Source organism: Cyclobacterium sp. L-R (genome assembly GCF_056859355.1).
Genome location: NZ_JBSXOH010000089.1, coordinates 137,639 through 153,447 on the forward strand (window position 1 = coordinate 137,639; position 15,809 = coordinate 153,447).

Below are 15,809 nucleotides of genomic sequence, written 5' to 3' on the forward strand. Positions count from 1 at the left end.
TATAAATCGAAAGCAAAACTGAAAATGCAAATCAATTAATTATGAAAAAACATCGTACTAAAAAAATGATGAAGTGGATGGTGCCACTTCTCTCGGTAGGTATTATATCTACTGGTTCAGTACTGGCGGAAGCCAATGGAAATCCTGCAATGGGGAATTCTTTTGTACCTGCGTTTACTGTCGAGGAGATGGTCGCAATCACTATCAAAGGAAAAGTTACCGCTACAAATGATGATTCAGGCTTGCCTGGAGTAACCATTTTGGAAAAAGGTACAAGCAACGGAGCAGTTACCGATATTGACGGGACTTATAGTATTGAGGTGGCAGGACCTAATTCTGTATTGGTGTTCTCTTATGTAGGCTTTGAAAGTCAAGAGATTACAGTGGGAAATCGAAGCAGTGTCAATGTGAGCTTGGAAGAAGCAGCTACTGCGATGAACGAAGTAGTAGTAACTGCTCTTGGTATCAAAAGAGATCAACGATCATTAGGTTATGATGTGTCCACTGTATCTTCTGAAGATGTTACCCAAGTATCTCAAGAAAATATATTAAGTTCTCTTGCAGGTAGAATGCCCGGTGTAACGATAAACCAAACTAGTGGAGCAGGTTCATCTATTAGCATGGTGATTAGAGGCGCGAGTTCATTGACATCTGACAACCAGCCATTATTTGTGGTAGATGGGGTGCCGATGTCAAACTCTCTGAATAACAATTCTCAAAATGGGGATGGTAATCAGGTCGATTATGGTAATTCGATTTCCGATATTAATCCTGATGATATCGCCAATATCAGTGTGCTTAAAGGCCCAAGTGCAGCAGCACTTTATGGTACTCGTGCTGGTAATGGTGTGGTTATTATAACTACGAAATCCGGTAGTAAAGGAAAAGGAATGGGCGTTTCTTTCTCTACAAGTAATGTATTTGAGCAAGCTTCTAGATTACTCGATTTTCATTACAAATATGCCAATGGTAACAGAGAAGGAGTATTCAATGATGGATCTGCCTATTGGGGTGGCCCACAGTTGGATGCAGGTAACTTAGCGCAACAATGGAACAGTCCGGTTGATGAAAACGGAAATGTAATTCCTACTGAGTTAAAATCCTATCCGAATGCAATGAAGGACTTCCTTCAAACCGGTATCACTTCAAACAATAACATTGCCATCAGTGGAGGAGATGATAAGGCTACTTATAGGGTGTCCTATGGAAATATGATTCACCAAGGTATGATCCCTAATTCTGATTTGAACAGAAATAGTATTTCTACCTCTGTTTCTTATGATATTTTGGATAAGTTGACGCTTAATACAAACTTTAATTATACCAATAGTAGCTCTAACGACAGGCCGAGTACTGGGGATAGAAGAGGAAATGCGCTGGAAGCTATCTATGCTTCTTCCTACATCGACTTTGAACAAATGCGTGATATTTGGGTTCCTGGTCAGGAAGACATTCAGCAAATCAGAACTCCAAATGGAGATAACCCGTATTTCATAGCTTATGGTATTGAGAATGCTTTCCGTAGAGACAGAGTTTATGGAAATGTCTCTTTGGATTACAAATTCTCAGATAATTTAAATTTAGCTGTAAAGTATTCATTGGATCGATCTGATGAGAACAGAGAAACAAAAATTCCTTATAGCTACAGTAGAATGGCCAAAGGTGGTTATTACAATACCGACATGTTGAATCAGGAATCTAATACTGATATCTTATTAAGTTATAATAATGATTTTGGAAAAATGGATTTCAATGCATCAGCTGGTGGTAATATCATGAGCCGATTTGGTACTTCGTCTTATGTAGGTGTTGGTGGTGACAGGAACAATGGGCTTGTTGTACCTGGTATTTACAATGCGCAGAATATACCAGCAGATAACAGGTCTGTTTCTAGTGGATATTCTGAAAAGAGAATTTACAGTGTTTATGGCTTGGCTTCTTTTGGGTATGCCGATCAATTGTATTTGGATTTGACAGCTAGAAATGACTGGTCATCTACATTACCACTAGACAATAATTCTTATTTCTATCCTTCAGCATCTTTAAGCTGGTTGGCAAACTACACGCTCAATCTTCCAGAAAGCATTGACATGTTAAAAGCCAGAGTAGGTTGGGCCAAAGTAGGAAATGATACAGGTCCTTACCGTTTGGTTCAGAACCTATCTACAGGTACTTACAATTCTATTAATACTGCTTCAGTAAGTTCTGGCATATTGAATCCTAATTTCTTACCTGAAGAGGCCACTTCTATTGAAGCTGGTTTAGATTTAAATATGTTCGCCAATAAGTTGAGGTTTTCCGGAACCTATTACATGATTGAAAACACGAACCAAATATTCTCTGTAAATCTTCCAAGATCTTCAGGATACAGCAGCAGGTTAATTAATGCCGGTTTGATCCGAAGCAAAGGTTTGGAAATGAGCCTAGGTGGTACACCGCTTGATAAAAACGGATGGAAATTAGACGTTGATGTTAACTGGAGTAGAAACAGAACAAGTGTTATTGAGTTGGTTGAGAACTTTGATAGGATCACCTTATGGTCTGAAAACGGTGGTGGAGCCATTACATTCCTAGGTGATCAAGTTGGTGACTTGTACAGTAGAGGTTATGTAGAGGTAGAAGATCCAAATTCTCCTTATTACAAATGGCCTGTATTGAGTAGTGCTGGAGAATGGCAAGATCTGTCTTCTGATGAAGCGCTAAGAAAAGTGGGTAACTTCAACCCTGATTTCATTCTTGGTATGCAGACTGGAATTAGCTACAAAAGATTTGTTTTGAATGCTAGTTTTGACTGGAGACAAGGTGGAGAGTTTATGTCATTCACTTATAGATATGGAGAATCTGATTGGAAATCACAAAGACAACTTGATGATTTAATTCAGGGCGGATTATTATCTGAGGACGAATTGGTTGCTTTGTTGAAGTCAGATCCTGAAAAATACATTATCCCAAGTCCAGGAAACTTCCCTCGTGTAGGTGGTCATACTGCTGAAACTGGTGGATTCCCAATCGATGAGAATGGTAGCGATGGTGCTTTCGTTCCTGGTGTAATTCAAACTGCTGGTGCAGATACTCCAGACAACTATGCAGATGATGTTTACGAAGAGCATTTGGGTGGTTCTGGAACCAATATTTATCCTATCACCAATACTTACCCATGGAGTTTCAATGAGCAAGTTACTTTTGATGCTTCTTTTATCAAATTAAGAGAATTGTCCTTAGGATATAAAATTCCAAATTTTAGCGTATTTACGAATGCTACATTCTCTATCTATACTAGAAATATTATGTTGTGGACAAAAGCTGATATAGGAATTGATCCGGAAAGAGCATTTCAAGCTTCAGGTTCTTCTTTCAAGCAGGGTATCGAGCGTCAAAATGTGATGCCTTGGAGTGTTCCAATTGGTTTCAAGCTTAATTTCAATCTTTAAAGGTCCTTAATTTACATATCATGAAAAATTTATTTGAATTTAGAAAGATAGCCGTATTTCTCCTGGGACTTATCTTGGTCACCGGTTGTGATGACCAACTCAGTGAGATCAATACCAATCCATATGGTATTGACCCGGCAAATGCCAACCCTAATCTTTTAATGCCAACGGTCCTGACTTCTTCAGCCCAGAGCTATTTAGGTTTAGGCTTCAATGACTTGGCTGGTGCCATGCAATACACGCAAAAGAATGGATGGTATAGCAGTCATAACAATTATGAATGGGTATCCAGAAACTGGACAGGATGGTATGATATCCTTAGAACAAACGATTTGATGATTACTAGGGGAGAAGATTTGGACAATGCCTTTTTTCAGGGAATGGGCCTTACCATGAAGTCTTTTGTTTACGGAAATATTGCGGATCTATGGGGAGATGCTCCTTATACTGATGCCCTAAAAGGTGATCAGGGAAGTGATCAATTTCAGTTCCCTAAATTTGACAGTCAGGAAATGATCTATGATGGAATCATTGCTGATTTGAAAGAAGCTTCTTCTTTGCTTGCTTCTGCTTCGTCGGAAGGAGTAGTTGGTAACAATGACCTTATCTATGGTGCCAATGTTGATAGCTGGAGAAGGTTTACCAACTCCCTATTATTGAGGTACTATATGCGTTTGTCTGAAAAGAAACCTGATGTAGCCAAAGCTGGGATTGAAGCCATCTATAGCAGTGGGATTTATATTCAGGATCCTTCTCAGGATGCCAATTTGGATTATACAGGTGGATCAAATGACATTTGGATTACCAGACACGTAAGGTTAAATCCTGATGATTTCCAAAGATACCAGGCTTGTCAGACTTTCATAGATCAATTGACAATGACAGAAGATCCTAGACTTCCTGTTTGGTTTGATTCGGTAAGGGTTCAGTGGGTAGAGGATGAAACCCTGTCTGTTGCCGCTGAAAGTTTTATTAGAGCTAATGGAGAACCAATCGAATCTATTTATACTTTCGATCAATTCGAGGAAGAGTATGCCGATGTAAAATTTACCCGGCATTTTAATCCTAATATGGCAGATTACAATTCAGATTTATATGTAGGCTTGCCACCATCTATCTTGACACCAGAATCATATAATGGAAACCCTATTCCTGGTCAGGGAACTCAAAACCTACATGTTTCTCAGCTAGACCCTGTTTACAGTACAGCTGGATCTGCAGGGGACATCCTAAAGGCGAGAATTATCTCTGCTGCAGAAGTGAGCTTTATCTTCGCGGAGGCTGCTTTGAAAGGTTGGAATGTTGGTGATGCCGAGATGCATTATAATATGGGAATAGAACAATCTCTTGAAGTTTGGGGTAAAAGTGACATGTATGATGCATTTATCATGCAGCCAGAAGTAGCTTTCAACAATAGCATTGAGCAGGTTATTACCCAGAAATGGGTGGCCAACTGGTCTAATGGAACTGAAGCCTTTGCTGACTATAGAAGAACAGGTTTCCCTGATTTATCAGCAGGACCTTTATCTCCTCAGCCCCAAGTTGCATTAAGGTTCCAGTATGGTAATGATGAGTACAATAATAATCCAGATAATATTGATGCTGCTCTAAATAATCTTGAAGTAACTGATTATTCAGGTAACTTCGGACAAGATAGCCAGTGGTCAAAACCTTGGTTGTATCAAGGAACCAATATACCTTTTTAAGGTATTGACTAGATATTATTTATAACTAAAGGTTCTCTGTCGTATCGGCAGAGAACCTTTTTTTTAGCTAATTTGAAGAAGGTTTTATTCGAAGCACGTAATAGAATGTCTATAACAAATTTCGGGTTTAAGGATTATACGGTAGCCGGCGAGCTTTATGATGCTTTCTTCTTGCATAAATATAAATCAGACAGTAGTAAGCTTATTATTCGTATTCCAAACTCGCCAGAATATGGACAGAAAAAACCTATGTTATTTGAATAGTGGTAAAACAAAAAAGTCAGGATCATGCGATCCTGACTTTTTAATATCCCGTCAATCAATGGGGTTTCTTAGTTTTTCAATTTCGGGTTAAACCCAATCAAATCGTTTTTGCATGTGGGACATTTCTCCATGACTATTTATCAATATAAGTGCCAGAATGGCCAAGATGATAAAAATGAGTAAAAAGGCTTTTCTCCAAGTCTTTGAAAGTGCAGGTCGTTCCGAAAATGTAGGTTTATACTTCGGAATTAATACAAGAATAATAATGAAATTGACAATATAAAGAAACTGTTCTATTCTGTAAAAACTCAAAAATGAACCTGTTAACAGAATGGTGAACAAGATGTAGGTTTCAAATAAACTTATGAAAACCATTGAGATTTCCTTGTAACTGAATTGTTGATTGCCTAATCCTTTTTTCTTTGAGAATAACTTTGTCCAATAGATACCCAAGGATAAAAATACAAGAAGTGTAATTATTTGTACTACCATCATCCAGGTTTGAGGCTGACTAACAAATGCCCCTAAGGTATCTGAGAAATCTTTCATAATAAAAGATTGCTGCCATACGAAGAAAGGAATAAGTATCAACAGCCCGATAATAGGTATGCTGAGGTTGCTGGTAGTGAATTGAGTTGTTGGCTTTTCCTCTGGCCATTTGGAGGTGAAAGTGCCATAGGCCATTCCTGCTCCTCCAAAGAACCCAAGTGAATATTCCATTACATTCCACATATTGAAGGGGATTTCGGCAACATTTCCGAGCACTTGTAAAAAATTACCAAAGGCGAAACCGAAGCCGCCTCCTAAGCCTGCATAAATGGCCACTCTCATGGCGCTGTATTGTTTGGTTCTCGCCATATAATACAACATCGCAATCCCTGAGCCAGCGCATATCCCCCAAGCTTCAGAACGTGGAGGAGTCATTTCAAATCCCAGTTGCTCAACAATTAAGTAATAAAAGACTATGCCACCTACAGTCATTTCCGTAACGACCTGATGCCATTTGATTTTTTTCTCAGGATGGTCTGCCAATACCAGGCCGAATAATCCACCACCGATTAATCCATAAAGACCTCCTACGACTAACAAACTAGCTAACCCATAGTATACGTTTATGAAATCTACCCCTCTACCGTACCCAACAAGAATGCCATAACTCATCATACCTCCAAATCCCCAGCCTACGGCTCCTGCAAAGGCTGCTTTAATGGCTTTATTGTACCAATTTTCTTTTTTGGCCAATAGTAGGATGCTTAAACAACCTATACCTCCGGCCCACGCGGCTCCCTGTTCATGGCCAAATTGCCCACGGATAGCCCAGGCTGTAGCCAAAGACATGCCGGCGATAATGATGGAAATGATTGAATTTTTATCTAGATGTTTCATAAGAGGTATTAGGGTAAAGGTTGATAATTGTTACAGAAGTAATTAATTTGTATTACCCTAAGGTTATAAAAAGTACCATTCATTAAGAATAGGTTTATATGAATGGTTGCAATTATTATTTTGTAAGCCCTGATATAATAGAAATATATCACTGTAGAAGGCTTGAGAAAAGTTATTTTCCTGCCATGTACCTTTTTCGATATTCGATTGGATTGCATCCTTTCACCTGTTTGAACTGACGCGCTATATTCTTGCTGTCATTTAATCCTAAATCCATCGCAATTTCGAAAACAGTCTGGTCGGTTTCCAGTAGCTTTTGAGTGAATTTTTCAATGCGAAGGTTAAAAATATATTTATAAATTGGATATCCGGTAATTTGGAGAAACCGTTTTTCCAAGCTTCTTCTGGAAAGGGGCACTTGCTTTACCACTTCATCTACTTGGAGGTTTTTTTCTATATTTTTATGTATAAATTTTAAGGAAGAAGCAATATGGTCATCATTCGTAGCATATATATCGGTAGACTGTCTGGTGATGACCTGGGTGGGTTTTACAAGAATGTCATAAAAATTAGTAGCGCTGGTTCTGATCATCTGCTCCATTAGCTTAGCTGTGTCATAACCACCTTTTTCTATATCCAAACCAATACTTGACAAGGGAGGGTCGGACAATTCACAAAGCATTTCATCATTGTCAACACCTAATACAGCAACTTCTTCAGGGATTCGGATTTTATTTTGCTTACATGCTTCCGTAATGTGCAAACCCTGATTGTCATCACATGTCATTAATGCGATAGGCTTTGGCAGAGACAGTAACCATTTACTTAAGGAGTTACTTTTGTAGTACCATAAATCAGTAGATCGGGATTTTCTATGTTCAAAGTAATTTACTTTGTACCCCATTTCATTGACTTTTTTCTCAAAACCTTCGGCACGTTCTCTGGACCAAACAATGTCTTTGAAACCGTAAAAAGCGAAATTTTTAAAACCTTTTTTAAGAAAATAGGAAGCACCGATTTCACCAGCTTCATGGTAGGAACCTGTAATGTTTGGGATCTCAGTAAACCGCTCTTTAAAATCCTGAGCGACCACAGGTATTTTGGCATCGATGAGCAATTCCAGGTCTATATCGTTGTATAATTGTCCGATAATTCCATCGGCTCCCCAATCTTTAGCCCATTCGAGAATTCCTTTTATCCCAATGGTTTCTCTGTAGTACAGTGGCATGCGACAATAGGTCCAGGGGCCATGTTCTGTTGAATACTTAGAAATTCCTTTTAATAAACTTTTACTGTACTCCTCGGCAAAGTCCAGGAGCAAAATTATCTTATACATTTTTTATTTAAAGATATCCTTCAAACTTTTGGTAGCATTGGTGACCAAAGGTTTGGCCCAAATACCAATGCTTAAGATGTATCCTAAAGTAAGCAAAAGAAATAACATCGACAATTTAAGTCCTACAAGTTCTGCTAATCCACCGATTACCAGAGGTACAATAGCACCTCCAGCTATTCCTGTACACAAAATCCCAGAAAAAGTACCGTGATGTTGAGGTACGGAGTTGAGTGCCAAAGAGAAAATAATGGACCACATAACAGAAGCAAAAAAACCAGTCAAAGGAAAGGCAATTAAGGCTATTTCTGCAGTGCCAAAAAGACCTGCCAGCAAGGAAATTATAGCTCCCAATGTGAAGGTTATCAAAACTGTTCGGCTATCTAGAAACTTCAATAGTAATAAACCCAACAGGCAACCAACTGTGAGCAAACCCCAGAAATAGGAAATAACTATGGCGCCTGTGGTCGAGGGATCTATACCATGATAGGATTGAAGGAATTTTGATATCCAATTGGCAATGCCCTGCTCAGTACCTACATAACAAAATATCCCTAGGAAATATAGCAATACGTATTTATTAGCTAACAATTCCTTAAAAGCTACCCCAACATCGATTTTCTCATCGGATTTGAGTTCAACTTTCGGGAATTTAGCAAAATAGACAATGATAACCATAAGAAATGCAATGGCAGCAAAAACCCAGTATAAAGACACCCATTTAAGGTCTTCCGGAACCATAGGATTCAAGAAAGAAAAAATCAATGAATCGTCTGTGGTATGGATGTTTGTAACCAAATAGCTGTAAAGCATTGGGCTAAGAAAGGAGGCCGCCCCAAATGCCAATTGCCCCATCACTGAATTGAAAGCGAAATGTTCTTCTCCACCAGCGGTTCTCAATAAGGGGTTGATGACCACTTGAAGTACGGCCATACCGATTCCAATAATAAAAAGGGAGATCAAAGCAACAGAAAAACCTGGGATAAAGGCAAAAAGTAAAGCGCCAATAAATGCCATGGTAAAGGCGAATATTAGCATTTTCTTTTCTTTGTATTTCTCTACTAAAATACCAGACGGGATGGACATTACGGCATAAGCCACAAAAAAGGCAAATGGTAAAAAACCTGCTAGTCCAATGCTTAGCGTGAAACTATCAATGATATCAGGAATGATCGGTCCAAGAATATTGGTAAGGAAAGAAATGACGAAAAAAATCAATAAAATCAAGGCAACAATCAGTGTGTTTTTTTTCATGTCATTTAATTATTGAAAGTAACAGTTTTAATCGATGGGTTATTTTAGAGAGGAAGCTTTGGCTACACCATGAGCACTTCCATTTGCTTTAAAGCACTTTATTGGTGAATTTGACCGATTCATCTACAAGAGCTGCTGCCCCTAAAATGGCAATGTCCTCATTTTGAGTTAAGTGAATTTTTAATTTTTTGAAAGATTCAGGATAAATAAAATTGCTAAAACTTTCTCGCATTGCATTTTCAAAATAGGGAAATGCATTGGCTACGGAGCCTCCTATTACTATGGCTTCCGGGTCATAAGTATACATGACCACTTGGACAGCAGCACCAAAGTGACGGCCAAAATCATTCCATTGGACTAAGGCCTCTTTGTCTCCATTTTTGGCTGCAGTAAAGGCGTCTAAGGCCGTCGTTCCGTACTCTGCACTAAAGAAATTCCCACTTGCATAATACTCTATATTATGTTTGAGGTAGGGTAGTAACCCTATTTCTCCAGCTCCGCAGTTTATGCCAGCATAAAGCTTGTTTCCGATGATGATCCCAGAGCCCAGTCCAGTTCCAATGGACATACCTACCATATTACGGTATTTTTTGCCCATTCCAAATTTATGCTCACCAATTGCAAAACAATTGACATCATTATTTACAAAAACGGGGAGATTAAACTCTTCTTCGAGAATATCTTTCAATGCTACCTTCTTCCATGAAGGGATATTAGTGACATTATAAACTATACCTCTTTCCACATCTACAACGGAAGGTACGCCAATACCTATTCCATCCACATTGTGAGCGGCTAATGGCTTTATAAATTGAATGACCTGATCAAGTGTTGATTGAAGGTTGGTTTTTTCTTTCAAAAGCGCTTTTGTCTTATGAATGATTTTACCTTCCTGCTCTATACCTACCTGGATTTTCGTTCCTCCTAAATCTATTCCTATGTTCATTTTAACTAAGTCGGGTATTTAAAAAAAAAATCAACGACAAAGATATTTTAATTTTAACCTTTTAACAACTTTACCTGTAAGTTTGAGGTTAACATTGGTTTTATTAACTAACTGAAATACAGTATTTAATAAGTTGGTATCTGTGCTGTGATTCAGGAGTTATACTTGAAAAACCACGTTAGGGCTATTTGAGCCCTATTGTTTTTTTTCAATAGTCCAAAATAGGAAATCCTTGTAATGTAGTTAATGATTTTAAATAGAAAGAAGATTTCTAAAGAAAGAAGTAAGTGCCAAATAATATTATTACAGTCAATTTGTGGTAAAAGTACTTTTTTAAAATAGTTCAAATTAACTAACCTGATATATTAAAATAGGAATTGATTCCTGTAAATAAAACTTATATAAAACACACAATTATTCTATTTAAGCAAGAAGATACTTATTTTAGAAACCTGATAATAAGATTAATAATATCCTAAATAATGAAAGAACGAAGAAGAAAAATCCTTGTAGTTTTTGGTTTATTTTTCCTGCTTGGATTACAAGCAGGAACACTAAGGGCCCAAGAAGAGCCTAGTGGAATTTACCTAACTTGGGAAAAAGACCCTACCAGCACCATTACAGTTGATTGGCACCTTAAAAATAGTGCGAGTCAATCATTACACTACCGCAAGAAAGGTAGCGAAAACTGGGAAAAATCCCCTAGTACGGTATTGGATTTTCCATTTTCAGATCGAAAAATTCATAGGGTGCATTTATCAGGACTCAGCGCAGACCAAGCCTATGAAGTTAAATTCGGAGGTAATGAAAAGGTCTACTATTTTAAGACCATGCCTAAAGATATTTCCAGAAACTCTATTCGGTTTGCTATAGGAGGAGATACCATGCATGATCAGGAAGTTATGGAAAAAACCAACCGACAGGTTTTACCTTATAATCCAGATTTCATTATTATAGGTGGAGATCTAGCTTATGCCAACGGTGATGGGAAAAATGTAGATCGATGGTATTCATGGTTTGATGCCGTTAAGAAAACGTTGATTCAAGAAGATGGTAGATTAATTCCAATGATGTTGGGAATAGGTAATCATGAAGTGAAAAGTGGTTTTAATGAGAAAGAAATTCCGGAGCACTTGAAAGTTGAGAAGAGAAAAGAAAGTGCACCTTTTTACTTTAATCTTTTTGCCTTTCCAGGACAGCCAGGTTATGGAGTGCTTGAATTTGGTGAATACTTGAGTTTTCTCTTTTTAGATTCAGACCATACCAATGCCATTGACGGTCCTCAAAAGGAATGGTTAAGAAGAGAACTTGCGGTTCAAAAGGAAAAAGAAACGGCCCATGTAATGGCCGTTTACCATGTACCTGCCTATCCTTCAGCGAGGTCGTTTACTGGAACTACCCAGACTAAGATTAGAGAACATTGGGTACCATTGTTTGAAAAGTCAAGCATGAAGTTGGCGTTTGAAAATCATGACCATGCCTATAAACGTACTTATCCAATTAAAAATAACAATGTTGATGAAGATGGAATCGTTTATATAGGCGACGGATCTTGGGGAACAAGGCCTAGAACGGTCCATGACGCTGCTAGTACCTGGTACTTGGAGACTTCTCAATCTGTGAGGGCATTCACCTTAGTCACACTTCAAGGCTCAACTTATAACATTATTACAGTAGATGAGGATGGAAAGATCATCGACAGTTATCCAAATAATCCATTGATAAAACCATGAAAAATTCTCAAAAATTAATTAATAGTACTTTATTCTCGTTCCTTATAATACTCAATTTTTCCTGTGGAGGAGGAAAATCAGAAGTGGTTGCAGAAAAAGCAGATAGTAATCAGGAAGTTAAACTTACCACAGTTGATTATGAGCATATCTTTGGAGAAGATAGACCATTTGCCCAATGCCACGCGTCTACGATTACGGGACTAGGAGATGGTACTTATCTTTCTGCTTGGTTTGCCGGGTCTTATGAAAAACACAATGATGTTGGGATCTGGATTTCAAAAGGAAAACCTGGAAATTGGTCTGAACCTGAGCTTCTTGTAAAGGTAAGGAATGAACCCCACTGGAACCCTGTTTTATTCAATGCTCCTGACGGTAAAGTATACCTCTATTTTAAGGTAGGTAAAGAAATAGATTTTTGGGAAACTTGGGTTCAGTATACTGAAGATGGTGGAGAGACATGGTCTGAGGCTAAGGAATTGGTTCCTGGAGACAAAGGCGGACGTGGACCGGTTAGAAATCATATGTTGGTTTTATCTGATGGTACATGGTTAGCTCCTGCTTCCGATGAGAAAAATAAAGTTTGGACAGTATTTGTAGACAGATCAGAAGATGGTGGTAAAACTTGGAATGCTACCGAGAAATTAGCCATGGATCGAACAGTGATTACTGAAGAAGGTGTCATTCAACCCGCAATGTGGGAATCCAAGCCTGGACATGTTCACATGTTGATGCGAAGTAGTTCGGGAAATATCTGTCGTTCTGATTCGGAAGATTATGGAAAAACCTGGTCTGAAGTTAAAGAGATTGAATTGCCAAATAACAACAGTGGGATTGATGTTGCTCATATTGAAGGTGAAAAAATCGCTTTAATTTATAATCCTGTGGCTGAAAACTGGGGAGACCGATTCCCGATTTCAATTGCCGTTTCTGAAGACAATGGTAAGACCTGGCCTTTGAAATTTGAAATTGAGAAAGGATCTGGAGATGATGAACTTTCTTATCCAGCCATGTTCTATGAAGATGGACATTTGGTCGCCTGTTACACTTGGAACCGACAAACTGTTGCTTTTTGGAAAGGTAAACTTGAAGGGATTTAATTCTTTGCAAATTATGAGAACTACTATCTGGGTATTGTTACTATTAGCATTATCCTACCAACCGTTATTTAGCCAACAGGAAATGACATACGCTGAGAGATTAGGTTTTCCGGCAGGAAAAAAAGTGGTCATCTTTCATGTAGATGACGCAGGGATGTCTTTTGAGTCTAATGAGGGGGCAATTAAGTCCATCAAGGAAGGTGTTGCAACATCCTGTAGTATCATGATGCCTTGTCCCTGGGCTGCTAGTTTTGTAAAAAAAGCATTGGATGAACCCATGGATGCTGGATTGCACCTGACCTTAACCTCGGAATGGAAACATTACAGATGGCCTCCTGTAGCAGGAAAGGCTGCTGTACCTGGTCTTGTCGATGAGGAAGGGGCCCTTTGGGCCTCAGTGGAAGAGGTAATTGCCAATGCTACACCCGATGAAGTAGAAATAGAAATTCGTGCTCAAATTGATCGCGCATTATCATTAGGTCTAAATCCAACCCATATGGATAGCCATATGGGAACCTTATTCTATCATGGAACTTTTCTAGAACGCTATATAAAGGTGGGGATGGAATATGGTATTCCAGTTATGTTTCCTGGTGGAAACAATAAGTTGCTTGGTCTTTCTATGAATAATAACATGATCAAGCGTTTGAAAAAGGAAGGCAAATACAAAGAAGGAATGGAATTGCCTAGCAATGTACTTATGGATAAGGCCCCGATGATAGGCAAACAAATATGGGCTGCAGGTTTGCCAGTATTGGATGACCTGCACACGATAAGTGGCAATTGGTCCCCGGATCATGAAGTTGATGATGAAGGATTGGGTGCTTATAAGGTGGAGAAATGCAAAGAACTTTTGACTGCAATGGAACCAGGATTGGCCATGGTGATTGTTCACAGCAATGGTGATAGGAAAACATTTGACAGAATTAGTGGGTCTGGAAAATCAAGGTATGCAGACATGCTGGCCATGACATCTCCAGAACTACAAAAGTTCATAGAAAAGGAAGGGATTGTATTAACTACATGGGCTGAAGTCATGGAAAGAAGAAAAAAAATCAAATGAAAAAAATAATATTTATTGGATTGTTCTTGCTGAATCTTCCAGCTTTTGGTCAATACATAGCCAAAGATAAAGTAGTGGAGTCTGAAACCCTTATTTTCCCTCTTCAAAACAACCATGTTCATGGCAGTAGCATTGTATCCCTGCCCAATGGCGATTTATTAACCGCGTGGTTTGAAGGCTCCGGTGAAAGAAAAGCAGATGATGTTCGAATAATGGGAGCCAGGTTGAGGAAAAATGACAGTCAGTGGGGAGAGCCCTTTTTGTTAGCGGATACACCCAATCTGCCAGACTGTAACCCTGTCCTTTTTTTAAACCAGGAAGGAAAGCTTTTTCTGGTTTGGATAGCCGTTCAAGCCAATAGATGGGAGCAGTCTATATTACGTTTGAGAACTAGCACAAGTTATGACAATGCAGGGGCTCCGATATGGAGTTGGCAAGATAATATCCTTCTTAAACCTGGTGAGGAATTTCACCAAGAAGTGGTGAAGCGCTTTGAGGAGTTGCCATCCAATAAGGCCGGATGGTCTGAGTATGCCCCACTTTATGATGATATGATCATAGATGCTAGTAAAGACAGTAAAAAATCAAGTATCGGGTGGATGACAAGGATTAAGCCACTTGTACTTAGTTCAGGGAGAATATTATTGCCCCTTTACTCAGATGGCTTTAACTTTTCTTTGACAGCCATTTCTGATGATGATGGTGAAACATGGACTCCCAGTAAGCCCATTGTGGGTCGAGGCCCTATTCAACCAGCATTGGCCCAAAGAAAAAATGGCGAAATAATGGCAATAATGAGGGACAGTGGTGATGCACCCACAAGGCTGCATAAAAGCTATTCCACAGATGAAGGGATGACCTGGACTTCAAGTGAAAAGTCAAGTATTCCCAATACTGCTAGTGTGGAGCTTTTGGTTTTAGACAATGGGCTATGGCTTTTTCTAGGTAATGACATTGATGATGGCCGCTATCGCCTTTCCTTGTACTTGTCTTCAGATGAGGGCAAAACCTGGAGTAGCAAAATTTATTTAGAGGATGAGAAAAAGGATTTTGGGGGCTTTTCCTATCCTTCACTTATTCAGGATACGAATGGAATGGTTCACATTACTTATTCCTATCATCTCGATAAAGGAGGCAAATCAATTAAATATGTAAAAATCAATCCAAAAAATTTCTGATTGAAGTAGCCCATCTTAAATAAAAATTTGTATTACAATTAACTGAGTCACTTACTTGTCATGAGTAAGATGAATTCGGCTTTAGTAGTTAGGTTAGGTAAGTTTTGTCCGCTCATGTTTTTACAACGGGGCGGACAAATTTATTTATTGGCATTCTTAATCTGTGGTATACAAGAAAGTTCGTAATAGGAGGTCTTTTGCTACTTCGGGTTAAAGCTAAAACAACCATTATGAGTCCGCCAGAATGGCAATTATGATTCATCCGTTTATTTTATCAACCATATTATTTTACAATGAAATACATACAGTCAAAGCTTCTTGTTGTTATAGGATTGCTTATGGGCTTGACAGCAGTTCATGGCCAACATTTGCCAACAAGCAACCATAGAACCCATCAGGACATTCCTTTTATCCAGGA

Annotated in this window: 10 protein-coding genes; 6 read left to right on the forward strand and 4 right to left on the reverse strand. The window is 38.7% G+C overall.

The features are described from left to right. Positions 1–41: 41 nt before the first annotated feature. Positions 42–3,431 (forward strand): SusC/RagA family TonB-linked outer membrane protein, encoded by a 3,390-nt coding sequence (locus AC13EX_RS18300; protein ID WP_482893810.1) that lies wholly within the window; start codon positions 42–44, stop codon positions 3,429–3,431. Positions 3,432–3,451: 20 nt separating this feature from the next. Next, the gene (locus AC13EX_RS18305; protein ID WP_482893811.1) at positions 3,452–5,137 is read left to right on the forward strand and encodes a SusD/RagB family nutrient-binding outer membrane lipoprotein; all 1,686 of its coding nucleotides are present in this window, start codon (positions 3,452–3,454) and stop codon (positions 5,135–5,137) included. Between the two features lie 351 nt (positions 5,138–5,488). Here the strand turns inward: AC13EX_RS18305 and AC13EX_RS18310 are convergent, their stop codons facing one another. The 4 genes from AC13EX_RS18310 to AC13EX_RS18325 all read right to left on the reverse strand — a co-directional run bounded on the left by AC13EX_RS18310 (position 5,489) and on the right by AC13EX_RS18325 (position 10,320). Then, the gene (locus AC13EX_RS18310; RefSeq protein ID WP_482893812.1) at positions 5,489–6,787 is read right to left on the reverse strand and encodes a hypothetical protein; all 1,299 of its coding nucleotides are present in this window, start codon (positions 6,785–6,787) and stop codon (positions 5,489–5,491) included. Between the two features lie 172 nt (positions 6,788–6,959). Further along, a complete protein-coding gene (locus AC13EX_RS18315) occupies positions 6,960–8,123 on the reverse strand; it encodes a DNA-binding transcriptional regulator (RefSeq protein WP_482893813.1) in 1,164 nt (387 codons plus the stop codon). A gap of 3 nt (positions 8,124–8,126) precedes the next feature. Continuing rightward, the gene (locus tag AC13EX_RS18320; RefSeq protein ID WP_482893814.1) at positions 8,127–9,374 is read right to left on the reverse strand and encodes an MFS transporter; all 1,248 of its coding nucleotides are present in this window, start codon (positions 9,372–9,374) and stop codon (positions 8,127–8,129) included. An 88-nt stretch (positions 9,375–9,462) separates the two neighbouring features. Further along, positions 9,463–10,320 carry an ROK family protein gene (locus tag AC13EX_RS18325; RefSeq protein WP_048641760.1) on the reverse strand — a complete coding sequence of 286 codons (858 nt, stop codon included), beginning with the start codon at positions 10,318–10,320 and terminating at the stop codon, positions 9,463–9,465. 482 nt (positions 10,321–10,802) lie between these two features. On the opposite strand from AC13EX_RS18325, the gene AC13EX_RS18330 reads away from it, so the two are divergent. Genes AC13EX_RS18330 through AC13EX_RS18345 form a run of 4 tightly spaced genes read left to right on the forward strand, consistent with a single transcriptional unit; the run spans position 10,803 to position 15,391 of the window. Further along, positions 10,803–12,053, forward strand: coding sequence for a fibronectin type III domain-containing protein (locus AC13EX_RS18330; RefSeq protein ID WP_482893815.1), 1,251 nt, complete (start codon positions 10,803–10,805; stop codon positions 12,051–12,053). Continuing rightward, the gene (locus tag AC13EX_RS18335; RefSeq protein ID WP_482893816.1) at positions 12,050–13,150 is read left to right on the forward strand and encodes a sialidase family protein; all 1,101 of its coding nucleotides are present in this window, start codon (positions 12,050–12,052) and stop codon (positions 13,148–13,150) included. Before AC13EX_RS18330 ends, AC13EX_RS18335 begins: the two co-directional genes overlap by 4 nt. Before the next feature lie 13 nt (positions 13,151–13,163). Then, positions 13,164–14,213: a polysaccharide deacetylase family protein gene (locus AC13EX_RS18340; protein ID WP_482893817.1), complete on the forward strand. Its 1,050-nt coding sequence runs from the start codon at positions 13,164–13,166 to the stop codon at positions 14,211–14,213. Continuing rightward, positions 14,210–15,391, forward strand: coding sequence for a sialidase family protein (locus AC13EX_RS18345; protein ID WP_482893818.1), 1,182 nt, complete (start codon positions 14,210–14,212; stop codon positions 15,389–15,391). Before AC13EX_RS18340 ends, AC13EX_RS18345 begins: the two co-directional genes overlap by 4 nt. Positions 15,392–15,809: the final 418 nt, after the last annotated feature.

Excerpts from the sequence above, each read along its gene's own strand:
- AC13EX_RS18300 (WP_482893810.1), top strand. The coding sequence starts at position 42 with ATGAAAAAACATCGTACTAAAAAAATGATGAAGTGGATGGTGCCACTT.
- AC13EX_RS18305 (WP_482893811.1), top strand. The coding sequence starts at position 3,452 with ATGAAAAATTTATTTGAATTTAGAAAGATAGCCGTATTTCTCCTGGGA.
- AC13EX_RS18310 (WP_482893812.1), bottom strand. The coding sequence starts at position 6,787 with ATGAAACATCTAGATAAAAATTCAATCATTTCCATCATTATCGCCGGC.
- AC13EX_RS18315 (WP_482893813.1), bottom strand. The coding sequence starts at position 8,123 with ATGTATAAGATAATTTTGCTCCTGGACTTTGCCGAGGAGTACAGTAAA.
- AC13EX_RS18320 (WP_482893814.1), bottom strand. The coding sequence starts at position 9,374 with ATGAAAAAAAACACACTGATTGTTGCCTTGATTTTATTGATTTTTTTC.
- AC13EX_RS18325 (WP_048641760.1), bottom strand. The coding sequence starts at position 10,320 with ATGAACATAGGAATAGATTTAGGAGGAACGAAAATCCAGGTAGGTATA.
- AC13EX_RS18330 (WP_482893815.1), top strand. The coding sequence starts at position 10,803 with ATGAAAGAACGAAGAAGAAAAATCCTTGTAGTTTTTGGTTTATTTTTC.
- AC13EX_RS18335 (WP_482893816.1), top strand. The coding sequence starts at position 12,050 with ATGAAAAATTCTCAAAAATTAATTAATAGTACTTTATTCTCGTTCCTT.
- AC13EX_RS18340 (WP_482893817.1), top strand. The coding sequence starts at position 13,164 with ATGAGAACTACTATCTGGGTATTGTTACTATTAGCATTATCCTACCAA.
- AC13EX_RS18345 (WP_482893818.1), top strand. The coding sequence starts at position 14,210 with ATGAAAAAAATAATATTTATTGGATTGTTCTTGCTGAATCTTCCAGCT.